The sequence below is a fragment of the Streptomyces sp. Z423-1 genome (genome assembly GCF_013009255.1).
Taxonomy (GTDB): domain Bacteria; phylum Actinomycetota; class Actinomycetes; order Streptomycetales; family Streptomycetaceae; genus Streptomyces; species Streptomyces gossypiisoli.
Genome location: NZ_CP053109.1, coordinates 2,791,078 through 2,813,877, shown reverse-complemented (window position 1 = coordinate 2,813,877; position 22,800 = coordinate 2,791,078). Strand labels below are relative to the sequence as shown.

The following is a 22,800-nucleotide window of genomic DNA, read 5'->3' as shown; positions in this document are numbered from 1 at the left end:
CGGGGACGGCATCAGCCGTCGCTGCCATACCCGCTGGAGGTTCCTGTCATGACCACTGCCGTCAAGGACATGCTCGACACCTACCCTGCCGATCTGGGCCGGGTGGACCGGGAGAAGCTTGCCCGGTGTATCGAGGAATGCATCGCCTGCGCGCAGGCGTGTACGGCGTGCGCGGACGCGTGCGTGTCGGAGGAGATGGTCAGTGAACTGACCAAGTGCATCCGTACGAACGCCGACTGTGCCGACATCTGCAACGCGACCGCTTCCGTTCTGTCCCGCCACACCGGCTACGACGCCAACGTCACCCGAGGGATCCTGCAGGCGTGCGTGACCGTCTGCAAAGCCTGCGGCGACGAGTGTGAGCGCCACGCCGGCCGGCACGAGCATTGCCGCGTGTGCGCCGAGGCGTGCCGTCGCTGCGAGCAGGCGTGCCATGACCTGATCGGTTCCCTGGGCTGACATGCGGCCCGTCCACCCCGTACTGCAGCGGGGCGGACGGCGCCGACTCCGGCAGGCAGCAGCTTGCTGGTGCCCCCGGGGTACACAGCGGACTCGGCTACGCCGGTAGGGAGGCATCGCGACCGACCAGCGAGACCAGCCGGAACGACCCGGCAGGATCCGGCCGCCGCGCGCCGCGTGCGCCGAAGTCGAGGTCTGCGCCGCGATCCCGGCACCCGCGGCGACGGCGGCACCCGCCGTCGCCGTGATCACGGCATACGGCACGCGGACGGCGCACCGGCCCAAGACGATGTGTGCTCCGACACGGCGAGATCGACGCACTGACGGCCCCCAACCGTCGCCGCCCCGCCCCGCATGGCGCGGCATGGTTCTTCCGGCATCGCGGGTGTCCGGAGCGGATCGCACAGTAGTCGGCATCGACCCCGTGATCGGGAAATCCGCGTCCCTTGATCACCACAAGATCCCCTCAAGGCGCGGCAAATTCATGGCCTCGGTGGCGGCGACTGTTCGCAACGCGGGCTTCGAGCAGCCGGTCATCCTGCCCCGCCGGCACCAGGACAGACCGTGACCACGCGGCCGTCGTCTACGCGCCGCGTACGTTCACGAACAAGCCCGACCTGTTCCAGGGCGGAGCCTTCACGGCCGTCGTCAACACCAGCACGGGCTCGGTCACCAAGCTCGGGTTCACCGCGTCGCTCGCGTACTTCGACCCCACGTGCAACTCCTCTGCGCACATGGCGGCGTTCATGGTGACGTCCGCGGACGCGGTCGACTTCGACATCCGGCCGCCCCCGAAGACCTTCTTCCCACGCCGTTTGAACAGCGTGTCGTCCACCGCCACCGTCAGCGGGGTTCCAGTCGGGCACCAGCGAGCGCACCACCAGGTGGGACAGCGACGCGCCCAGCGGATGCGGCTCTCCAGCAGGCACAGGCGAAGAAGGAGTGGGCCCGGTCACGGGGCCAGCAACGGGTCAACAGAAGCATCGGCGGGTCCCTCACCACAGGCGACACAAGCACCGCCGACGCTTCCTTGGTGTCTGCCTCCCGACCGGGCCGATGGCCACCACTTTCACGAGGCCGCTCCGAAGACGCGGAGCGAGTACGTCGCCCCGTCCTTGCCCGCGCCGTACACCACCAGGACGGTCGCGGCGGAACCCGCCCGGTACAGGGGGCTGTCGACGGTCTTCCCGGTCCGGTCGTGCAGCTTGTCGACGGCGGCCGTGGTCGTAGTCAGCCAGCGGGCCGCCGCCTCCGGATGCGCGTCCGGGGGGTCCAGTTCGACACACTGGCGCAGGAAGTCGGCGCGACCGGGGGCCGTCCGGCCGGCGGCGCACGTCAGGGACTTCAGGTCGCCGTCCAGGCTCCACACGACGGCGACGGACAGCTCGGTGCCGGCCGTGGGGTGGGCGACACCGGAGGAGAACCACACGGCGGGCCGGTCGTCGTCCGCGTCGAAGTCGTTCTTCTTCCTCGCGCTCAGTGTGATGTGCCACCGCTTGGTCAGCCGGGCCAGGTAGTCAGCGCCGGTGTATCCCTTCGCAAGAACGGCATTGGGGACGGCGTCGCGAACCTTGTCCGAGGTCGCGGGCCGGGTCGGCCAGTCGTCCAGGTCGGCGGTGGCCGAGGGCGACGGCGTGGCCGCCGCCTTCGGGGCGGACGAGGTGGCGGACGAGGTGATCTCGCCCTCGCCCGGCCCCGGAGACGCCGAGGAGCCGGAGCCCGGTGAGGAGCCGGGGTGCGAGGAACACCCGGTGAGCAGGGCGCCGGCGGCCAGCGCCGCCGCGAGGGCGTGCGGGAACTTCATGAGCGTGGGCTCCGTTGCGAGGTGCAGCCTGGGAGATGTGCGGCAGTGGGAAGGCGGTGCGCCCGCACCTCCCGGTCGTACGCGGACCGTGGGACGGACGCACCGCCGTGCCGTGGTGTACTGCTGTGGAGTACGGCCGTGTGTCAGGGCATCGCGTCGTGGAAGCAGATGCCCGTGCTGGACGCGGTCGTCGTCGGCTTGAAGACCACCGCGTCGTAGGCCACGTCCTGGTCGCCGGTGTAGTCGCTGCGGCTGGTGTTGTCGGCCTGGAGGTTGCCGCCCTGCCACATCCGGACCGTGCCCAGCTCCACCCAGACGTCGTTGCCGTTGCTGCGGGTGGCCTGCTTGACGCCGCAGGTGCGCGTGGGTGTGGCCACAGCGGTGTTCATGCCGACGTGGACGGTGTACGGCACGATGGCCTGCGCCCCGTGGTTGGGCAGGTGGACGTAGATGTCGTACAGAAGGCCCGTGGTGCCCGGCTCGGACATTTTGGACGGGTCCGGTGTCCAGGTCGCGGTGACCTTGTGCCACAGGTTGGCCGCGCTGCCCGTGCCACCCGCGTAGCCGTGGGTGAACCAGGCGTGCCCGTCGTATCCGGCGCCGAGCTGGTGCAGGTCGATCGGGGCGATGTCGCCGGTCGCCCGCCAGGTGCCGTCGCCGCGGTGGTAGGTGAAGTTGTCCCCGAACTGGAGGGTGAACTTGCCGCCGCTCGGCTGCGATTCGGTGCAGCCCTGGGTGTTGTCGTCCGGGTCACCCAGGTCGTCGACCAGCAGCCCGCTGGGGGCGTTGCCGCAGGGGCCCGCCGCGTACTGCCGGTTGAGCTGCGGCTCGCCGCTGCCGGGGGAGTAGGCGAGGTTCTCGCTGGAGCCGTTGGTCGAGTCGCCACCGGCACCCCAGTCGACCGAGCCGTGGAACCAGCAGGTCTCGTTCTCGGCCGGGCACGGATCGGTACCGGACGCGGCCCCGGGGTCGCAGTTGTTGGAACTGTCGCAGTAGGCCCGGTAGTTCAGGTTCAGGTTGAGCTTGCCGGCCGGTCCGGTGCCCCCGGTGGGGAACTGAGGGTAGGAGTACGAGGGCCGGCCGTTGTAGGTGAGCTGCGGCGTCTCCACCCAGCCCATGATCTTTTCCTCGTACGGCCAGTCGGCCGGGTGCGCGGCGTCGTCATAGGAGTCGCGCAGGAACGGGGCGCGGTCGGCCCGGTAGTTGGGATTGGCCGGGTTGTTGAACCAGCCGAGCCCGATGTGGCCGCCGTTCTGCGAGGTGTCCGTGTAGATGCCGCTGTTATAGCCCCACAGCGCCATGAACCAGTTCTCGACGTACGCCGGGTTGCCGGTGTTGACGTTCATCCCCAGGCCCTTGAGCTGGTTCCAGGTCTTGCTCAGGATCTGCAGGCCGGCGGCGATGTTGGCCGCGTAGTCGGTGGCGATGGCGTACGCCTCGGTCGGTGCGTACGGGTCCGGCTTGGCCTCGTTCATGCCCGAGGTGACCTGGGCGATGCCGTAACCGCAGTCGGCGGCACCGTTGTTGGGGTAGTAGTGGATGCTGTCGCCGTTGCCGTAGTAGTCGCCGAGCAGCGGGTTGCCGCCGTCGCCGGGGACGGAGTGCCAGGTCGCCTGCTTGAAGTTGGACTCCTGGGCGAGGATGCCGAGCATCACTTGGGCGGGCACGGTGCCGCCCCCGGTGAGCGCGACGCGCGGGAAGAGGCCCTGCGGGGTGTAGGAGGCGCTGCCGGTGCCCAGGTAGTTCGCCGGCCGGGTGATGTTCAGGTCACCGTGCACGGCCTGGTCGACGGCCCACTCCACCATGTTCGGGCTGGGCTGCAGGGCCTGGGCGTGCGGGTCGTTGCGCTTGACGAGGCAGTTGGAGTAGTGCGACTGCGGGTTGGGGTCGCTCGGCGCCACGCCGGACTGGGCGAGTGCGTCCTTCTCCGGCTGGCCGTTGACGTCGGGCTCCACGTCGTCGGGTCCCGACGACGTGGCCTCGGCGGTGGCCACCTGTGTGGTGGCCATGGTGCCGGTTTCCGGCGCGAGGGCCTGCACGTCGATGAGTCCGGCTCCCTGCCCGCCGGAGGAGCCGATCTTCGACGTGATGCCCTTGAGTTCCTCCGACGCGGCCTTCGTGGTGAGCAGGTGCCCCTGCCTGGAGGCCGCGAGGGGCTTGCCGGGGGCGTTCGCCTTCGCCAGACCGGGCGCCTCGGTGGCGTCGATGCCGGACACCTGGCCGGCGACGAGGTCGCCGCCGTGGCGGGGGAAGAGGCCGAGCTTGCCAAGCGGGGCGGTGCCGAGTTTCGTCAGTTTGCTGCCGTCCCAGCGGTGCAGGACGTCCTTGCCGTTCGACACGACGGCCAGGTCGACGGCTCCGCCGGTGGACGGGGCGATGGCGAACAGGCGGCCGGGCAGGTCGGTGAGCGTGGAAACCCGCCCGCGGGCCTCGTCGGCCGAGACCTTGACGAGCCGGCCGCCGAGCACGCCGATGTCGCCGTCCGCGGTCGGCAGCGGGTTGGTGAACTGGCCTGTGACGGTGGTGCTGTCGACGGTTCTGCCGGTGGTGGCGTCGACGTCGAAGAGCTGGGTGGTTCCGTGCCCGGAGTCGCCGACGGCGCTCCGGGTGAAGGTGACCGTGTCGCCCTGCCCGCATCCCGGGGAGAAGTAGGCGAGCTGGACACCGGTGACGGACCGGGTGACCTTCCCGGTCTTCAGGTCCACGACCGCGGCGAAGGCGCCGTGCTGCATCAGGGCGGGCTTGTTGGCGGCCATGGACGGCGCGTAGACGGCCGCGGCGTAGCGGCCGGAGCCGGTGGCGCACACGTATCCGGTCCACGGCCCGATGCCGTCGAGTCCGGCCTCGGTCAGATCGGCCACCTCCCGGTACCGGAACGACTGCGACTCGTCGGCCACCAGAACGTGGAAGCCCTTCGAATCGCCGGTCCCGATGACCGCGCGGTCGCCGGAAGTCCGCCAGTTGCCGCCCAGCGCCTTGGCGGGCGAGGCGAACAGCGTGCCGTCGGTGTGGGGGACCGGCTGTTGCGGTGCGGCCGCCGCGGTCACGGCGGAGGCCGGCAGCAGGCTCACGGCCAGTGCGGCGCAGGACAGCGGGACGATCCTGGCCGTCAGGCGCCGCGCTCGTCCCAGTGGACGCAAGACGCCCGCTCTCCTCCCCTTCGTATCCTTCTTGTCAATGCCATTGCGTACAGTCTCCGCTCGTCCCTTGCTGCTTCCACGTCTCCGGTGCAGGGTCGAATCCTTGGCCCAGTTCCGTGACACAGCCCTTGGCCATCGAATCTCCGCCGACCATCGGCGTCGCCTTGGCCACGTCCGCGGTGGCGATGTATCCGGTGGAGTACGACGCCTCGCTGCCGCCCAGCGGAGGGACGTAGAAGATGTTCGCGGCTTGCGGGTCGAGGGTGTAGTCGGTGTCGAGGGTCACCTTGGCCCAGGACGCGTCGCAGGTGCCCGAGTAGAAGAACCGCAGGGAGAGCCCGGTCTCGTCGACCTCCTCCAGGAGCCGGGCGTCACTGTCACAGCCCGCCGTGACCGGGCTCTGGCCGGTGCACGCGGTGCCCTTGCAGGTGGCGGCCGACGCCGGGCTCGTCATGGCGCACACGGAACCGCCGGCCAGGGCGAGGGCCAGCAGCAGGGACTTCAGAGAGGGAGCGATCCGGGATCCGGCACCCGAGGAAAATCTTCGCGTCAACATGGCTGTCCTTCACATCCGTTGACAGTGGGTACGTCCACAGCGGTGGCGGCAGGTTCGCCATTCGGGCATGCGTGCATGCGTGCATGCGTACGCGCGACGCTTCCGCTCCGTTGCCGTCGCGCACGAACACGCATGATCACGCGACGGTCACAGACTGTCGCCCGCCGTACGGCGTGATCAACCAAGGTTCCGCCAAGAGGTACCCAAAGCATCCCGAGTCGCAAGCCCTGACCGTGTCAGCCGGCGATCCTTCATCGCGGTCGATGCCGACCGGCAATGCTCACGGAGGCGGAAGAGATGCTCCGTCCCGCGCTCGGCCCCACCTCCACCGGCTGCGGCTGCGTCACGCTCTCGCGGAGGACCTTCTTGCTCAGCGAGTACGTGGCCCCGGACGGGGTCATCGCGGTCTTCAGCGACAGGAGCCTGTGGACGGCCTACAGCCCGTGGCAGCGAGCCGCTCGGAGGGCAATCTCCAGTGGCTGATTTCCACGTGTACGGAGCGTTGATTGCTCCGCCCCGATGAGTGGAGGATGTTGGCGATCACGCCGGATATCCCCCGAGGAGTCTTCCGTGGCAAGCGGTGGGGCGGCCGAGCTGTTACTGGGTGGCATGGCTGACGGGAATGGGATTCGCACTCATCGCGGTTCCCACGCTCGTTTTGGTGCTCGGCCCGACCGAGGGCGTGGTCCTCGCAAATTGCGCGGCCGGCGCCATCAGCGTGGTAGGACTCACTACGGGCTGGAGGCGAGTGCATCTTGGCGCGATGGTGCCCTTGGTAATTGCCTCCGCGTGTACCGTTCCAGCGGGTACGTGGATTGCCGCGCGGCTGCCTGAACCGGTGCTGTTGGCGGGAGCCGGGGCGTTGGTGAGTGCGGCCGTCATATTCGTGATGGGTGGCGTCCGAATACCCGCTCTGACAGGGACAAAAGGAGCACTGACTGCAGGCGCTGTGGGCGGCTTCATGAATTCGTCTGCCGGTGTCGGCGGACCGCCCTTCTCCCTGTACGCAGTGAATGCGGGATGGGCGGTGCAGGAGTTCGTGCCGAATGCGCAGTTCTACGGGATCGTAGTGAACGTCTTCTCGGTCGCCTCCAACGGCGTGCCCGAGCTGACCGGGGCATCCTGGGGAGTTGTTGTGGCTGCTATGGCAGCAGGCGCTGCTCTCGGTAGGGCGCTCGCACCGCGGATCCCGGAGAAATGGGTCCGGCGGCTTATCCTTGCGCTTGCCCTGACTGGTGGTTTTTCTGCCCTGATCAAAGGGTTGTGGGGTCTATGAGGGCAGGGCGTCCCATGCTCGAATGCAGCGGCCTCGGCGTGTAAGAAAATTAAGTAGGCCGTCTTATCGCCATCACGGGCGGGTACGGCCGCCTCGATTCGCTGGAAGAAGCGGGCCATGAATAGATCCGCTAGATCCGCTGTCTTCAGGGGCTGGTAGAGCGCGAGACTGGACAGTGATTCCGGGTTGAGCCTGATCTGCTTCAGCGTCTTGGGATCAAGGGCGGAACGCCGACAGCAGCGCGGGCACGAGCTATGGATGAATTGCTCTGCGTCTCAGCCGCGCTGGGATCGTCTGTCTCGGTCGGGTGAGTCGGGACACCGAGCGCCCCTCTCGACGCCGCCTCGCGCCTTCCATGTCCAACGCGCGGTCGATGACGTACGTGGCGGGCAGCGGAGCGTGCGCGGGTGGCCGCCGGCCCGCAGGTCGGGCTTGACGGAGCGCGTGTACAGGTCGCTTCCAGGGGTCTCCGAGAGACGTCAGGGAGTCACGCGCGTGCGCGCCCGGGCTCGGCGGTCTTCGTCGGCGGAGTCGAGTCGAACGAAGGGGACAGCGCGTCCCGCCTCTTGGTACGACGACTCGCTGCCGTCGACGGGCAGTTCCATGAACGCGCACAGGCGGCGGGCTGTTCGGGGGTGGCGGCGCGCGTAGTCCAGCATGATCTCGGCACCCTCCTCGGGCGTGAGGAAGTGCGCGGTGACGGCGTGCGGGCGGTTGCCGAACTGGATGAGCGTCTTCGGGCGTGCGCGCAGATTTCGGTACCAGTCGGCGTTCGGCCCGAAGCCCGAGGCGACGGTCCAGCTCGCGCCGCCCGGGTTGTAGGACACCACTTCCAGGACGACCATGCGATCGAGGCCGCTCACCCGGCCGGTGTGATGCAGCAGGAGCAGCCGTTTACCGAAGAGGGGACCAAGTCCTGCCCGGAAGAACAGGATCGGCAGCCGGATGGCCAGGCGACGCCATCCGGTAGGGAGTTGGGGACGACGGAGTGGGGTGTCTCTGTGCGTCATGGTCGCCTTCCGCGGGTCGGGAATGTCGATCTCTCGGCGTCGATTGGGCAAAGGTCCGGGGTCGAGAGCCGCCTCGCGCCAGCCACCTTTGCATAGTCTAAAGGTTTGAGGGAGGGGCGCCTGAGAGGACGAAGGGCGGCTCTCCGTCGAGCTGGACCGTGCTGTCCTGCATGCCGGTCTTGGTGATGGTGACGGTGGCGGTCGCGGACGTCGCCCAGCGGTGCTGCTGAGACCGGTGCCGCTGACTGCGGGCCCGTTGCAGGTGGCCGTGTCGTACCCCTCGGCGGTCGCGGAGGCGCGCATCGGCGGCGATCTGTACGAGGTGGTGGCCTCACCGCACGGCGTTTCGCGTGATCGTGGGCGACCTGCAGGGCAAAGGGCTGTCCGCGGCGGAGACGGCGGCTGTCGTCCTCGTGGCCTTCCGGGAGGCGGCGCGCGACGAGCCGGACCTGGTGGGGCTCGGTGAACGCCTGGAACGCTCGGTCTGGCCAACTCCTGCTGTACACCGACGGCGTCACCGAGGCCCGCGACGAACACGGCCCGCTTCTACCCCGTCGGCGAACGGGCGTACCTGCTGAAGGGCCCGGATGCGCACCGCGCCCTGGAAGCCCTGCGTGCGGATCTCGCCCAGTACGTTGGCGGGCCGCCCCACGACGACGCCGCGACGCTCCTGCTCCGGTATCACGGTCATGGAGAAGGAAAGTCTGTTCCCCTGGCGTGAGTGAGCAGGGACTTCGGCGCGGTAGAAAGGACTCATGCCCGAACGCGAGACCTCCATGGGAGCCATGGACGATGTCGATGCGGTCACCCGTGCGGTGCTGACCGCGTCCCGGCTGCTGGTCGCGGTTTCCGCTCGTTCTCTCGCGGCGGTCGAGGAGCGGGTGACGCTGCCGCAGTTCCGGATGCTGGTGGTGCTGTCCACGCGCGGCGCCACGAAGCTGGTCGCGCTCGCCGACCTGCTCCAGGTAGCCCCGTCCACCGCGATGCGGATGGTCGATCGGCTGATCGCGGCAGGGCTCGCCGACCGGCAACACAATCCCGTCAACCGCCGCGAGACCCTGCTGCAGCTCACCGAGGAGGGGCGGCGCACGGTCGAGGACGTGACAGCCCGGCGCCGGGCCGAGATCGCCGCGATCGTGGAACGGCTCACCTCGACGCAGCGGCTGGCCCTCGTCGACGCGCTGGCCGCCTTCAATGAAGCCGGGGAAGAGCCCCTCGCGCCTGCGCTGGACGAGGCGGAGCCGCACCCGCTGGGCTGGGCGGTGGATCTCCCTGTGGCCCGTGACGTCTGATCCGCGCGGGTGCCGCAGCTGGATTCGCACCGGTCGCTTCCGTCCCCCTCCGCGCCTTTTGCATAACGCAAGGAAATCCTGCCGGTTGGCTGCCGGACACGGAAGAACGCCGGGAGGGGAGACGGGCAAGCACCGACGCCATCGCCCTGTCTCCGCGCCGGACCCACACCTGATGGTGGCTGGCTGGGGAGGTTTCCTCGCCGGATGCCTGGGGGCGGGGACGATCGTCGGCGCCACGGTCGCCGGGGCCTGGTACGGGATCCCCTGGCCGCGGACGGCGCGCCCGGCCCGGTCTGTACCGCGGCGCTCGCTCTCTATCTCTGCGTGGTGCGGGCGGGGCGGGCGCTGGTCGGCATGGTCGCGGTGCTCGGGGTCTGCCTCATGGCGGGACTGGTTCGGGTTCCCGCGCGTCTCCGTGGAGCGGTCCGCGCTCGCCCGGCCCGGACTGTTCGTGCCCAAGCGCGTCACCCTCTACCGTGCGGCCGCGACCCACGGCAGCCGATGTCCGTCGAGCCTGCCTCGGCTCGGGACCGCTGACGACGGCCGGCTCTTCTTCAGTGAGAGCGGCCGCATCGTCGCCTACACCACCTACCACCGCGTCTGGCAACGAAGCCCGCGACCTCGCCCTGCCTCCCGCCCTCACCAGGACTCCGCTCGCGAAGCGCCCGTACGACTTGCGTCACTCGGCGCTGTCCACGTGGCTGTGCGCGGGCGCTGACCCCGGCCGAGGTCGCCCAGCGGGCCGGGAACAGCGTCGAGGTTCTGCTGAGCCGGTACGCGAAGTGTCTGTATGACCGGCAGTCCATCAACAACCAGCGCGGTCGAGGTTGAGAAGGTGAGCCGGGCGCGGTTGGAGGAACTGGTCGCCGACGAGGGGATCTCGTTGGCTCACCGTGCGCTGTGGTCGGCGCTGTGGGAAGGCGAGACGCGGGTGACGGACTGACTGCGGGCGCAGATCGAGGACGTGGAGCTCCCGCGTCGGCAGGTGCGCATGCGGGAGCCGGTAAGAGCGGACACGCCGGAGTGGGTCCCGGTGAGTGAGCTGACGGCATCGCTGCTGGACCAGATGATCGGTGATCTGACGAGCGGGCCGTTGTTCCGCGACGGCCCGGCCGCTGACTCGGCGGCGACGAAACTTGGGAGGGCGGCGGGTCAGACCTTGATCACGGTGACCCGTCCGCCGCACAGCGCCATGAGGTCCTGGGGATCCGAGGTGAGGACCGTGACGGGGCCCGGGGCAGCGAGGGCGGTGGCGCTGAGCATGGCGTCGATGGCGTATTTGTGGCCGTGCAAGCCGGCGTCGGCCAGCAGGACGGCCGCGTGACGGGCGATGGGCTCGGTGACCGGTTCGACGACGAGGCGGGAGAGGGTCCACTCCAGAGCCGGGCGGTTGATCCGAGGATGGACCACCTCCACCAGGGTTGCCGCGGATGTGATCACTCTCAGGTCGTCGGCGCGGGCGAGGGCGAGCCATCCGGTGACCGCGCGATCACGCAGGACGGCCTTGGCCAGTCCCTCGCTGTCCAGGACCAGCGTGCCGCCCGGGACGGCGGGGGAGCGGGTCACGCGGCGTCCGCCCCGCTCTGGCGCTGTTCCCGGCGGGCCTGATGAAGCTGGTCGCGCAGGGCCTGGATCTCCTCGTCCGTGACGGGCCCGTGCTCAGCCTCGGCCACAGCGATGAGCTCGTTGAGGTTGTCGCGCTCGATCTGGCGGGCGACGGCGGCGGCCACGTAGGCGGACAGGCCGGAGGGGCCGCTGCGGGCCTTGGCGGCCTCGGCGATGTCGCGCGGCATGGTGATCGAGTACTTGCCGGTAGGCTCACTCATGCCACCTATCCTACTTGTAGTCCCCCACTGAGTCGGACCGGCAAATATAGATGTCCGCCCCCCTTTCAGCCTGGCGCGCGCTGCAGTGCGAGTCCACCCATTCGGGCCTGGGGCGGTTCGCGTGCTTGGGCAGGCGCCGACCGGGCCCAGTGCTGGGGCCGTAATGCGCGTCCTCGCGACGAGGCGCACAGGCGGGGGTGGAGGCCAGCCGGCCGCCTCGAACCCGCACCGTCCCACAGTTGCACATCCACGCAACAAGGTGTTCCGGCAGGAATGTGGACCTTCCCTCAGCGACCGAAAACCGACCACCACCCAGCCCGCCTGTCACCCTCACGTTTGCAGTCAGAGGGCGCACCCGACGTACGGACCACGGTCACCGCCCGGCCCACCCCGGCTCAGACGGGATCTTCCCCTGTGGCCGTTCACGCCGGGTGAGGAGTCCGGACGTCTGCGATCAGTTTCGCCGATCCGGGCCGGAAGGTGCCGTCAGGGCGGGCCCGTTGGCGCATTCGGGGGCCGTTTTCAGTGGTCGGCAACGCCGGGCATCGCACCTCCGTGCACGCGCGACACCGGCGGCGACCTGCGCAAACGTCAGGTTGGGAGGGGTCCGCGAAGCCCATCCCAGCATATTTGCGCATTGACGCAATAAGCGGCATGCTAACCGGCGGCACCCGCCTGTCGCGCCCCGCGCGAGGCTCGTGCTCACCGCCGGAACCGTACAAGCGACACGACTGAACGGGGGCACTTATGGACATCGACCCACCCAGTCCGCGCTGCCTCACCGGCAGTCGCTGAACCCTTTCGGGCTTCTCTCCTCCTTCTTTCCACTTTCTTGCCATGCCGGGCCACGCTGACCCAGGCGCATGGCACCAACCCGGGCACCAACCCGCTGTGCGATCGCGCCCGGACACGCGTGTGCCGAGAGCGTGGTTGGAGGTTTCTGTGATGTCGTTCCGGACGAGCACGCCCGCCTCGCGGACCTCCTCCCGGTTCGCGGGCCGCCTGTCCCGTATGACCTGGGTGGACGTGGTGGTGGCCGCCGCGGTGCTGGTGCTGCTGTACGTCGCCCTGCGGGTCGGGAAGGGGACCACGGTCTCGTTCTCGCCCAGCCAGGGCGCGAAGGTGGACACCAGCGTCGGCCAACTGCCCTACGACGCGGCCCGCTCGCTGCTGCGCATGTTCGTCGCGCTGGCCATCTCCACCGTGTTCACCTTCGTCTACGCCTACGCCGCCGCCAAGTCTCGCCGCCTGGAACGCATCCTCATCCCGGCGCTGGACATCCTGCAGTCCGTCCCCGTCCTGGCCTTCCTGACGGTGGCCGTGACCGGGTTCGTCGCCCTGTTCCCCGGCTCGATGCTGGGCCTGGAGTGCGCCTCGATCTTCGCGATCTTCACCTCGCAGGCGTGGAACATGACGTTCAGCTTCTACTCCTCGCTCACCTCTCTGCCGCGCGAACTGGACGAGCTGTCCCGGTCGTTCGGCTTCACCCGGTGGATGCGGTTCTGGAAGGTGGAACTGCCCTCCGGGATGACCGGCCTGGTCTGGAACGGCATGATGAGCTTCGGCGGCGGCTGGTTCTTCCTGGTTGCCTCCGAGGCGGTCACCCTCGGCCACACCGACTACGCCCTGCCCGGCGTCGGCTCGTATGCCGGTGCCGCGATCGCCGACGGCCACCTGGGCAAGGTCGGCTGGGCCATCCTCACCATGGCGATCATGGTGATCGGCGTGAACTTCCTGTTCTGGCGGCCGCTGACCGCCTGGACCGAGCGGTTCAAGAACGAGCAGTCCGAGGCGAGCGAGGTCCAGCGGTCCGCCGTCCTGGACTTCCTGCGCCGCTCCCACTGGCCGCACATGCTCGGCCGCGCCCTGCGCCCCGCCGGGCAGGCACTCAGCCGCGCGGGTCGCGTCCTCGGCACCGACGACCGGCCACTGGTCATCGACCGCACCAAGCAGCGCACCGGGGACCTGGTCTTCGGCGCGGTCGCCGGCGGTCTGATCCTGTGGGGCCTGATCGACCTCGGCCGCTACCTGTACAACCACACCGGCCTCGGCGTGTTCGGTGAGCCGCTGCTGCTGGGCCTGGCCACGCTCGCCCGCGTCGCCGTGCTGGTCGCGGTGGCGACCCTGGTGTGGGTGCCGATCGGCGTGAAGATCGGCTTCTCACCGAGGCTGACCCGCATCGCCCAGCCCGTCGTACAGGTCCTGGCGTCCTTCCCGGCCAACTTCCTCTTCCCGCTGGCGGTCTGGTTCTTCCTCAAGACCGGCCTGACCATCAACATCGGCGGCATGTTCCTCATGGCGCTGGGCGCCCAGTGGTACATCCTGTTCAACGCCATCGCCGGCGCCATGGCCATCCCCACCGACCTGCGCGAAGCCATGGACGACCTGGGCGTGCGCGGCTGGCAGCGCTGGAAACGGCTGATCATCCCGGGGATCTTCCCCGCCTATGTCACCGGCGGCATCACCGCCTCCGGCGGCGCCTGGAACGCCTCCATCGTCGCGGAGGTCGTCACCTTCGGCTCCACCACGCTCACCGCCACCGGCCTGGGCTCCTACATCGCGCAGGCGACCGCGGACGGGAACTACCCCGAACTGATCGCCGGGGTCGCGGTGATGAGCCTGTACGTCGTCGGCCTCAACCGCCTCTTCTGGCGCCGCCTGTATCGGCTCGCCGAGTCCCGCTACTCCCTGTGAACCTCCCCACCCCCAGGACCTGTTATGGCGATGAACACTCTGCCCTTGAGCGCCACCGCCCGCCCCGCCGACGGCGAGCTGCTGCTGGAAACCGTCGGGCTGACCAAGTCCTACGCCGGCGCCGACGGCGAACTACCCGTGCTGTCCGGCATCGACCTCCAAGTACGTGCCGGCGAGGTCGTAGCCCTGCTCGGCAAGTCCGGCTCCGGCAAATCCACCTTGCTGCGCTGCCTCGCCGGCCTCGTCCCGGCCAGCTCCGGCACCGTCACCTACAAGAGCGCCCCGCTGACCGGTGCCAACCCCGGCACGGCGATGGTCTTCCAGACGTTCGCGCTGCTGCCCTGGCTGACCGTGCAGCAGAACGTCGAACTCGGCCTGGAGGCCAAGGGCATTCCCGCCGCCGAGCGGGCGGAGGCGGCCCGGCAGGCGATCGACCTGATCGGCCTGGACGGCTTCGAGTCCGCCTACCCCAAGGAACTGTCCGGCGGCATGCGCCAGCGCGTCGGCTTCGCCCGCGCACTGGTGGTCGAGCCGGACGTGCTGATGATGGACGAGCCCTTCTCCGCCCTCGACGTACTGACCGCCGAGAACCTGCGCGGCGAGCTGATGGAGCTGTGGGAGTCCGGCCAGTTCCCCACCCGCGCCATCGTCCTGGTCACGCACAACATCGAGGAGGCGGTGCTGATGGCCGACCGGATCGTGGTGCTCGGCGCACGCCCCTACGGCACCATCCGCGAGGTCTTCGAGGTCGGCCTGGACCGCCCGCGCGACCGGGACTCGGCCGCGTTCGAGGAGTTGATCGACCGCGTGTACCGCACCATGACCGGACGCCAGAAAGAGGGTCGTACTCCCGGTCGCGCCGAGCCGGTGGAGCTGGACAAGCGCACCCCGGCCAACACCCCGCTGCCCCGGGCCAGCGTGGATGGCCTGTCCGGTCTGGCGGAGATGGTGCTGCACCGCGGCGGGCGCTGCGACCTGGCCGACCTCGCCGACGACCTCGGCCTGGAAATCGACGACCTGATGCCCCAGGTCGACGCCCTGGACCTGCTCGGCTTCACCACGCTCAGCGGCGACGACCTCCTGCTCACCGACACCGGCACCACCTTCGCCGGTGCCGACGTCCAGGAGTCGAAGAAGATCTTCGCCGAGGCGGTCATGGACCATGCCCCCCTGGTCCATCTGATCATCCGCAGCCTGCGCCAGAACCCGGGCAGCACACTGCGTGCCGGCTTCTTCCGTGACATCCTCGCCCACCACTACACCAGCGAACAGGTCACAGCCCAGATGGAGACCGCCACCGACTGGGGCCGCTATGCGGAGTTGTACGCCTATGACGCCGAACCGCAGGAGTACCGGCTCGACGAGAGCGCAGACGACACGAGCGCGACGAACCCGTAGCTGCGCCAGGTGGTCGTGGATGAACTGACACCCCGTCCGCTGCTCACTGAGGGACTCTCGTGCCACCGGTGAGCATTTGATCACCACGTGTGATCCGGTCGAACCGGCGTGGCCTTCAGCATCACACGAGGGCCGCGCCGGTTTGCGTGTCAGGCCGCGCGATGTCCACGCACCAGCACAACACGCCGCGGATGAGGACTCTCGACCGGAGTCCGAAGGGACCGCGAGCACCACGCCCCGCTGGCCCTGCTCCCGTCGCGGGGGGAAGACTGGGGGTGCAACGTCAAGCACCAGGAGGGCCCCGGTGAGCGAGCGCGCCGACAGGCAGAGGTCGTTGCCCGCGCTGGGGTACGGCGGGGAGCGCCGCCCGCCCGACTCCTTCTCTGCGCTGGGTCGGGCCCATGCCATGCTCGGCGAGGCGGAGGCGCGCGCCCTCATCACCGAGATCGCCGGCCATGTCGCTCCGGACGCCTCCGAGTGGGCCGAACTCGCCGCGGACCGCGCCGTTTACGAGGTTCTGCGCGGCGACCTGCCGCTGGTCCTGCTGCAATTCCGGGCCCGAAGACTCGGCCGCGCCCTGCACCGCACGGCACAAGGGCAAGGACAAGGACAAGGGCAAGGGCAAGGGCCCGGTCAGATGGCAGACGCCCCCGTTCAGTGGGCAAAGCCATCGCCGACCACCTCCATGACCGGTCCGCAGGCGGCTGACCCCGTGTTGGCCGCCGCCGGCGACGCGGTCCTGCTCGCCCGTCTGCTGATCGGCTACCGCCTGGCCACCGAGGAGCGGGAGCCGGACCTGCCGGCAGACCTGCTCGGCGCCGTCCCGGACACGCTGCGCTCCATCACCACCCGGCTGGAGGGCCTGACGGGATGACTCCCAGGGCCGCACCCGTCCGACCTGCCGCCCCACCGGACGCCGTGTCCCGGACCGACGGCCGCACCGCACGAGGTTCGACAAGGCCGACCGGTGTGGTGCGCGGTGAGGTGCGGATCAGACACCCAGGACGGCTTTCGCCGTCAGGAAGTAGATGATCAGGCCGGTGGCGTCGACGAGGGTGGTGACCATGGGGGCGGAGACGACCGCCGGGTCGATCCGCAGCCGTTTGGCCAGCAGCGGCATGGTGCCGCCGATGGTCGCCGCCCACCCGCAGATGAGCACCAGGGTGATGCCGACCACCAGGGCGATCTTCGCGCTGACGAACACCGTGCCCACCACCAGGCCGAGCGCGGCCAGCAGCGAGCCCAGCACCAGACCCACCCGGCACTCGCGCCAGATCACCTTCAGCAGGTCCGAGCCGCGCACCTCGCCGACCGCGAGCGCGCGGACGCAGGCGGTGGCGGCCTGGGCGCCGGCGTTGCCGCCCGCCCCGATGAGCATGGGGATGAACAGGGCGAGGGAGGCGACCTGCTCCAAGGTGGCCTCGAACGCCTGGGTCACACCGACCGTGAAGGTCGCCGCGACCAGCAGCAGGCTCAGCCACATCGCCCGGTAACGGGCGAGCTGCCACACGGTGGCGGCCATGTAGTGACCGGCCCACGGCGCGGCACCGGCCTGACGGGCCACGTCCTCGGTGTCGGCCGCCTCGATGACCTCCACGGCGTCGTCGATGGTGAACAGCCCGACGAGCCGGTCCTCGCTGTCGACGACCGGGAGGTTGAGGTCGTTGGTCTCCCGCATCAGCCGGGCCGCGGACTCGGCGGAGTCGGTGGCGTACGCCGAGGCCGGCTCGGTGACGACCAGCTTGGAGATCAGCGTGTCTGGCCGGTTGAGCACCAGCTCGCGCAGCTCCACGATGCCGGTCAGCCGCCGCCCGGCATCCACCACGGGCAGCGTGTACACCGTCTCCGCGTCCGCCCCCTTCGCCCGTACGGTCCGCAGCGCCTGCTCGACGGTCAGATCCTGCGGCAGCGCCACCACCTCGGGGGTCATGTAGCGGCCGACCGAGCCCTCCGGATAGCCCAGCAGCGCGGAGGTCATCCGTCGCTCGTTCGGGCTCAGCCCGGCCAGCACCCGCTTGACGACCTTCGCCGGGGCCTCCTTCAGCATCCTGGCCCGGTCGTCGGGATCCATGCCCTCGACGAGATCCAGGAAGGACCGGTCCCGCAGCCCTTCCAGGATCTGCTGCTGGTCGACCGGCTCCAGCTCCTCGAACACCACCAGCGCCCGGTCCTTGTGCAGCAGCCGGAACGCCACCCCGGCGTCGACCGCGTCCATACGGGCCAGCTCATCGGCGATCACATGCGGCGGATACGTCTCCAGCCACTCCTGAGCGGCATCGAGCCGCTGATCCTCGACGAGGTCCCGCAACGACTCGGCCGGCTCCACGCTCGGCTCGGGGAACAGGTGCGACTGCGGCATGACAAGGTCCTCAGCACAACAGTGGAATCGAACATCGGGCATCAGACGACCGTGCGCGAGCACCGACTGACATCCGCCGCTTCGCCAGCGGCGGCCAGGCGGTACTACGCGGGATACGGACTAGGAGGTTCGCTGAGCATCGCAGCACCACCCCCTGCTCTCGGTTCCACTGCCGGTACACCACGCCGTGCAGGCGTGATCGCAGGATACCGCGCACACTCTGTCAGGCCCGGCCGCGCGAGGCGGTCCCACCGGCGACGCTGTCACGGTCGGCCTTAAGGGCTGCGAGTTCATCCAGGGGGCCCTTTCTGGGCTCGTCTCGGTCTTCGGCCTCTGCGGAATGGCTCCCGCCCGGCGGCCTTCCACCGCAGGACTACTGCGCCGGCGCCGGGCGTCCGCCCAGTACTCCACGTGCCACGGCCGCCGGCTCCTCCGCCACCGCCGCGGCCGACTCCTCGCGCACACCGCCACCGGGTCCCGGCGTATCGGCGCCGGCGTTCGCCACGAGCTGCGCCTCCTCCAGCAGGGCACGCACGCGCCGCGCCCGGTAATAGATCCGCGTGCCCTCCCGCCGGGTGGTCACCAGCCCGGCTGCACGCAGCTTCGCCAGGTGCTGGGAGGTCGCGGCCACGTGGGCGCCCAGGATCCGGGCCAGCTCGCTCACCGGCAGCTCACGGCCGCTCAGCGCCCACAGCAGCCGGTACCGCGACGGGTCGGCCACCGCCTTGAGCAGGGCCACCGCCCGCTCCGCGGCCTCCGCATCCCACGCCTGTCCTTGCGCATCCATGCAACTATGGTACTGGCAGGTCGAACCGCGTCCCCCTGCCCGTCACGGAATCCCGGAGAAGAGGGGGTACTTCCGTGGCGTCGCCGTTCCACCAGTCCCAAGGGCTGCCACCGTGGCCGCGCGGTTCCCGGCCGACCGGTGAGGCCGGCGGAGACCGGGCGGTGGGGCGCTGAAGCCGACCCGGCCGACGGCCACCTGCACATCACGGAATCCGGGAACCGCCAGCCGGCCGCGTCGTGGGGGAAGCTGTGGCGCCGCAGATCCGGCGGTACGGGGCGTCCAGAGAAGGGCTGGGGCACGCTGACCCTGGGGGAGACACGACGGTCGGGGTGCGGTCGAGGGTGATGATGTGCGCGTCGAGCAGGTCGACGTCCGCGAGCGGGGCTGAGGGGAGCCGGATGTTCCGACTTCAACGGCGCGCGGCTCCCCGGGTGCCTCCCGGGAGCCGCTGTTCGGGCCGTTCCACCACTGAGAGGAACACGACCCAATGAGCCACATCGTCACTGTTCAGGACGCTGTTAGACGCTGCGGGCGCCGCCGGCCATGGCCCGGGTCATCGGCGGAAAGGTCAGCAGCGCCACGTTCGCCACCTCCGCACTTGCTGAGAGTCGCCGATCCGAACTCTGGCAAGCCATGCGCAGGGGAGAAGCCTTCCGAATCAAGGACGGTCTTCCCGAGTCCGAGGTACGGCAGACGGAAGCGGAAGCGGCCGCACAGGCTAAGGCCAAGTTGGACCCTACTTGGTGGGAATTCTCGCGTGAGTTCATGAAGCGTCGTTGGCGCACAGCAGCGGCAAAAACGAGAGAGGGATTCGCAGACAGCCTTGCCTCAGCAGCTCTGGGGATGATTGGGGCCGGGCCCGATGCTCCGGAACTCCCCGAGGTGCGCCGGGCCGTGAGGTGGGCCGTCGTACCGGCTCACGAGGACGAGGAGCCCCCGCCCGACCTGGAGAAGGTGTGCACATGGCTCGCAGAGAACTCCCTGCCTCTGTCGGCTCTGATGGAAACCAGCATTGCTGAAGACGTCCCTTACCGGCTTGCCTACAGACTGGACGGCAAGTTGGCGGCCAAGGATACGTACAAGCGACGTCGGCGCGGTTTCAACGCGGCCGTGGCGTACGCGATCCAGAAGGGGTATATGGACGAAAACCCGATCGCTGCATTGGAGCGGCCCGCCACTGCTGCCACCGGTCCGATCGATCCACGAGTCCTCATAAATGCCGTGCAGGGACGCGAGTTCTTGACGGCCGTTTCCTATGTGGGATCGGTGCATCGAAACCGTGGGAGACGTCTGGTCGCTTTCTTCGGCTGCATCCTGTACGCGGCGATGCGGTCGGCGGAAGTCGTGGGGCTGCGGCTGGATGACTGCTACTTGCCGGAAACGGGATGGGGAGTGCTCACCCTTCGGGAAACGCGCCCTGTGTCGGGCAAGAAGTGGACCGATTCCGGTGATCGGCACGACAAACGGGGGCTGAAGATGCGGGACCCCGAGGCGGACCGTCCGGTGCCGATTCCGCCTGTCCTGGTGGCGATGCTCCGGGAACACGTGAAGGAGTTCGGCACGGCGGCCGACGGCCGGCTGTTCCAGAACGAGCGGGGCGGTCTGGTGGGTACGTCCAGCTACTGGCGCGTCTGGCAGGAGGCTCGCCCGCCTCGCCTTCCCTCCGCACAAGGTGGCGTCTCCCCTCGCTCGGAAGCCGTACGACGGGCGGGCCACGTGCATCACGGATTGGCTCCGCTCGGGCCTCCCGGTGGCAGAGGTGGCCCGCCGCGCCGGCACGTCCCCAGAGGTGATCGACCGCCACTACGCGGGCTGCCTCGACAACAGTGATGAGGAGAACAACAAGAAGATCGAAAAAGCGATGGGTTGGAGCGAGGGCGACTCCCGCAGGTGAGCTTGAAGGGGGGCGTGGGTCGTATGCGTCCCACGCCCCGCCGTCGGCTGCTCAGAGCCTCATGGGCATCAGTCTTACTCAGTCAAGAACTTCCTCAGGGTGAACCCCAGGGTGGCCACACCGATGAAGGTGGCACCCCCCGCCCCCAGTGCGGCGTACGCAGGCGCTCCCACCGTCCAGAGAGCGGCGGTGCTCAGCATTGCGGCCATGAGTGCACCGAGCACGATGACCGCCGCCCAGAGGCCTCGGAGCGATGAGTCGTGGTTGGACAACCTGTATCAATCCCCTCATCAGTGGAATCGCGGCAGCGTCCAGGTGGGCCGCTCGACGATCTCCGGCTTGACTGAGGCGATGTTGGCAGGGGGAAAACAGCAGGTCAAAAGGGGTGTTTGTTGTTTGTGAAGGAGACATTTCGCATCAGCAGCGGAGTCGTCTTCCCTTCTGCTGTGGAGGTATGCGCTCTTGCTGTAGTCTCTCGACTCCTGTGACGGGATCCATAGTGAAGCTCCAAACACCCCCGTGCACCCCTGTAAGCCCCATATCCCTGTTACTCCTGCAGGAAGGTAAAAGTCGTGCCGCTTGATGGACGTCAGTCTGAGGCGCTCGGCTACCTGCGGGGGGCAGCGGACAAGGCGAAGAGGCGGGGGCACATCCCGTTCCCGCCGGCGTTCGTCATCGCGTCTGAGGACGACGACACGCCTCCACCGCTTGCTCGGCTCATCCAAGGCGGACGCGGGGGCATGGTGCGCCTCCGGCTTTACATGTGCATCACCATGATGGCCACGAAAGAGCCCTTTGACCTGCGGAGACCACCGGGCCCGAACGGCTGGACGCAGATGCTCGCACTCGACTCAAAGACGGGACCGAGGCGAGTTGCCAGCAACCTGAAGTGGCTCAAAGAGAACAAGTTCATCGAGCTCCAGCCGCAGTGGGGGCGGCCCTCAGCGATCACGCTGCTGAGCGCCGCCGGTGATGGAGGGGTGTACACGCAGCCAAGAGAGGAAGGCCGCTACGTCGGCATGCCAGTTGAGTTCTGGACGCGCGGTTGGCTCCTCCAGTTGTCGCCGACGGCAACGGCCCTGCTGTTTGCCCTCAGAGAGGCCCTCGGAGGGCACTCGGAGCCGCGATACATCCACACGGCGAGGCGTCAGCGATACGGCCTGTCCTCGGACACGTGGACCAAGGGTCGCAAGGAGCTTGAGGTGCAGGGGCTGTTGACCGTCAAGCGCGAGCCGCAGGGTGACTTCTATGACTTCACGCGGCTGAGGAACGCCTATCAGCTCACCTTGGAGCGGCTGGACGAGGCGCCCTCCTAGTCCTGACGCGTAGCGATTGCCTCTATCGCAGGTCTATCGCGGCCAGCGCGAAACAACGAAAAAGAGCGGGACCCAGTGAGACTGGTTCCCGCTCTTTCGTGTAGGCATCCGCCCTGGCCAGCGCATGATCTCTGCTGATCTTCGGCGAGTGCCCCCGGCAGGATTCGAACCTGCGCACACGGCTCCGGAGGCCGTTGGATTCCTAGGCGTTTCCGCCAGGTCAATGGCCTGTCTGACGGTTTGTCAGGCTCGCCGTCCCGCGCATGTCCCATGGAAATGAAATGCTTTATTTGGTCGACTTGCCTCGATCATTCCCCGTGGTGGTCGATCCATGCGTCATGACGTAGATCACGGCTTCCTCGGATAAGCGTAGGGGGTATAAGGTGCCGCCTTCAATCGAACAGCTGGGTGGCCCGGAGTGCGCGGGTAAGCGAAGTGAGCGGGTTGCGCGCCTGGTTCGGCGAGGGCGCTCCCGCGCGGACGCCTGAGGCGAACGGTGGCCGTGGGGCGCGTCCCAGGGCTTCCCGTCGGAATGCCTTGGGTGCGTGTGACGGTCAGCGACCGTTGAGGGCTGCAAGCCGGACCGTGAAGGTCGGGTCGGGTGGGCAGTACAGGCGCCGAGAGGGCGCTGGTTCGGCCTCGCTGTTTCGGATCTGCCCGGAGGCGGGGTGCCGAACTCCTGTGAGCCAATCCTTTTGGGACATGCGGATCGTAGGTACACGGGCTTGGCCACCTGAATGTGTGCAGGATGTCCCGGCCGAACCTGGTGATGAAACGCTGGCGGCTGTCGTGTGATTTCTGCTGGAACTGGCCGACGGCAGCGAGATGATCCTCACGGTCGGGCCGCGCCACCCGCACGGAAGTCGGCGATGTGGCCTTCGAGTACGTCGATTCCCGTGGAAACTGGTCCCGTTCCTGCACCGTCCACAGTGCCCAGGTGAAGACCGCCTACGCACGGCGCGTCGGCGAGGACGGCGTGGCCCGCTGGG

Annotated in this window: 18 protein-coding genes and 2 pseudogenes; 11 read left to right on the top strand and 9 right to left on the bottom strand. The window is 68.8% G+C overall.

Annotation, left to right across the window (positions count from 1 at the left end; genetic code table 11):
- The first annotated feature begins 48 nt into the window (after nt 1-48).
- On the top strand, nt 49-459 hold the full coding sequence (locus tag HJD23_RS12555; protein WP_171118180.1) for a four-helix bundle copper-binding protein: 411 nt from the start codon (nt 49-51) through the stop codon (nt 457-459).
- A gap of 583 nt (nt 460-1,042) precedes the next feature.
- Here HJD23_RS12555 and HJD23_RS12550 read toward each other — a convergent pair.
- From HJD23_RS12550 to HJD23_RS12535, 4 genes are all read right to left on the bottom strand, one after another.
- Nucleotides 1,043-1,294, bottom strand: coding sequence for a hypothetical protein (locus HJD23_RS12550; protein WP_171118178.1), 252 nt, complete (start codon nt 1,292-1,294; stop codon nt 1,043-1,045).
- Nucleotides 1,295-1,528: 234 nt separating this feature from the next.
- The gene (locus HJD23_RS12545) at nt 1,529-2,263 is read right to left on the bottom strand and encodes a hypothetical protein (RefSeq protein ID WP_171118176.1); all 735 of its coding nucleotides are present in this window, start codon (nt 2,261-2,263) and stop codon (nt 1,529-1,531) included.
- Between the two features lie 143 nt (nt 2,264-2,406).
- Complete coding sequence (locus HJD23_RS12540) at nt 2,407-5,403, bottom strand: hypothetical protein (protein WP_171118174.1); 2,997 nt, start codon at nt 5,401-5,403, stop codon at nt 2,407-2,409.
- 34 nt (nt 5,404-5,437) lie between these two features.
- Nucleotides 5,438-5,959: a DUF2690 domain-containing protein gene (locus HJD23_RS12535; RefSeq protein WP_171118172.1), complete on the bottom strand. Its 522-nt coding sequence runs from the start codon at nt 5,957-5,959 to the stop codon at nt 5,438-5,440.
- 622 nt (nt 5,960-6,581) lie between these two features.
- On the opposite strand from HJD23_RS12535, the gene HJD23_RS12530 reads away from it, so the two are divergent.
- Nucleotides 6,582-7,235: a sulfite exporter TauE/SafE family protein gene (locus HJD23_RS12530; RefSeq protein ID WP_171118171.1), complete on the top strand. Its 654-nt coding sequence runs from the start codon at nt 6,582-6,584 to the stop codon at nt 7,233-7,235.
- A gap of 479 nt (nt 7,236-7,714) precedes the next feature.
- Here HJD23_RS12530 and HJD23_RS12525 read toward each other — a convergent pair whose 3' ends face one another.
- Nucleotides 7,715-8,245 carry a nitroreductase family deazaflavin-dependent oxidoreductase gene (locus HJD23_RS12525; protein WP_171118169.1) on the bottom strand — a complete coding sequence of 177 codons (531 nt, stop codon included), beginning with the start codon at nt 8,243-8,245 and terminating at the stop codon, nt 7,715-7,717.
- Between the two features lie 220 nt (nt 8,246-8,465).
- On the opposite strand from HJD23_RS12525, the pseudogene HJD23_RS12520 reads away from it, so the two are divergent.
- The 4 genes and pseudogenes from HJD23_RS12520 to HJD23_RS12510 all read left to right on the top strand — a co-directional run.
- Nucleotides 8,466-8,966 (top strand): annotated as a pseudogene (locus HJD23_RS12520) (SpoIIE family protein phosphatase); the annotation flags it as partial.
- Between the two features lie 34 nt (nt 8,967-9,000).
- A complete protein-coding gene (locus HJD23_RS12515) occupies nt 9,001-9,537 on the top strand; it encodes a MarR family transcriptional regulator (protein ID WP_171118167.1) in 537 nt (178 codons plus the stop codon).
- 526 nt (nt 9,538-10,063) lie between these two features.
- A pseudogene (locus HJD23_RS43750) lies at nt 10,064-10,368 on the top strand (site-specific integrase); the annotation flags it as partial.
- Nucleotides 10,328-10,480 (top strand): hypothetical protein, encoded by a 153-nt coding sequence (locus tag HJD23_RS12510; protein ID WP_171118165.1) that lies wholly within the window; start codon nt 10,328-10,330, stop codon nt 10,478-10,480. The pseudogene HJD23_RS43750 and the gene HJD23_RS12510, both read left to right, overlap by 41 nt.
- Before the next feature lie 209 nt (nt 10,481-10,689).
- Here HJD23_RS12510 and HJD23_RS12505 read toward each other — a convergent pair whose 3' ends face one another.
- Nucleotides 10,690-11,103 carry a PIN domain-containing protein gene (locus HJD23_RS12505; protein ID WP_171118164.1) on the bottom strand — a complete coding sequence of 138 codons (414 nt, stop codon included), beginning with the start codon at nt 11,101-11,103 and terminating at the stop codon, nt 10,690-10,692.
- Entirely contained in the window at nt 11,100-11,363 is a 264-nt protein-coding gene (locus HJD23_RS12500) for a CopG family transcriptional regulator (protein ID WP_171118162.1), read from the bottom strand. Before HJD23_RS12500 ends, HJD23_RS12505 begins: the two co-directional genes overlap by 4 nt.
- Nucleotides 11,364-12,308: 945 nt before the next feature.
- Here HJD23_RS12500 and HJD23_RS12495 point away from each other — a divergent pair.
- The 3 genes from HJD23_RS12495 (at nt 12,309) to HJD23_RS12485 (ending at nt 16,329) form a co-directional block, all read left to right on the top strand.
- A complete protein-coding gene (locus HJD23_RS12495) occupies nt 12,309-14,057 on the top strand; it encodes an ABC transporter permease subunit (RefSeq protein WP_171118160.1) in 1,749 nt (582 codons plus the stop codon).
- A 24-nt stretch (nt 14,058-14,081) separates the two neighbouring features.
- Complete coding sequence (locus tag HJD23_RS12490) at nt 14,082-15,455, top strand: nitrate/sulfonate/bicarbonate ABC transporter ATP-binding protein (protein WP_171118158.1); 1,374 nt, start codon at nt 14,082-14,084, stop codon at nt 15,453-15,455.
- 304 nt (nt 15,456-15,759) lie between these two features.
- Nucleotides 15,760-16,329 carry a hypothetical protein gene (locus HJD23_RS12485; protein WP_171118156.1) on the top strand — a complete coding sequence of 190 codons (570 nt, stop codon included), beginning with the start codon at nt 15,760-15,762 and terminating at the stop codon, nt 16,327-16,329.
- Nucleotides 16,330-16,446: 117 nt separating this feature from the next.
- Here the strand turns inward: HJD23_RS12485 and mgtE are convergent, their stop codons facing one another.
- A complete protein-coding gene (gene mgtE, locus HJD23_RS12480) occupies nt 16,447-17,814 on the bottom strand; it encodes a magnesium transporter (protein ID WP_171118154.1) in 1,368 nt (455 codons plus the stop codon).
- Nucleotides 17,815-18,187: 373 nt separating this feature from the next.
- On the bottom strand, nt 18,188-18,601 hold the full coding sequence (locus HJD23_RS12475) for a metalloregulator ArsR/SmtB family transcription factor (RefSeq protein ID WP_171118152.1): 414 nt from the start codon (nt 18,599-18,601) through the stop codon (nt 18,188-18,190).
- Nucleotides 18,602-19,144: 543 nt separating this feature from the next.
- Here HJD23_RS12475 and HJD23_RS12470 point away from each other — a divergent pair.
- The gene (locus tag HJD23_RS12470; protein ID WP_232108011.1) at nt 19,145-20,431 is read left to right on the top strand and encodes a site-specific integrase; all 1,287 of its coding nucleotides are present in this window, start codon (nt 19,145-19,147) and stop codon (nt 20,429-20,431) included.
- Nucleotides 20,432-21,067: 636 nt separating this feature from the next.
- Nucleotides 21,068-21,811 (top strand): hypothetical protein, encoded by a 744-nt coding sequence (locus tag HJD23_RS12465; RefSeq protein WP_171118150.1) that lies wholly within the window; start codon nt 21,068-21,070, stop codon nt 21,809-21,811.
- Nucleotides 21,812-22,800 lie beyond the last annotated feature (989 nt).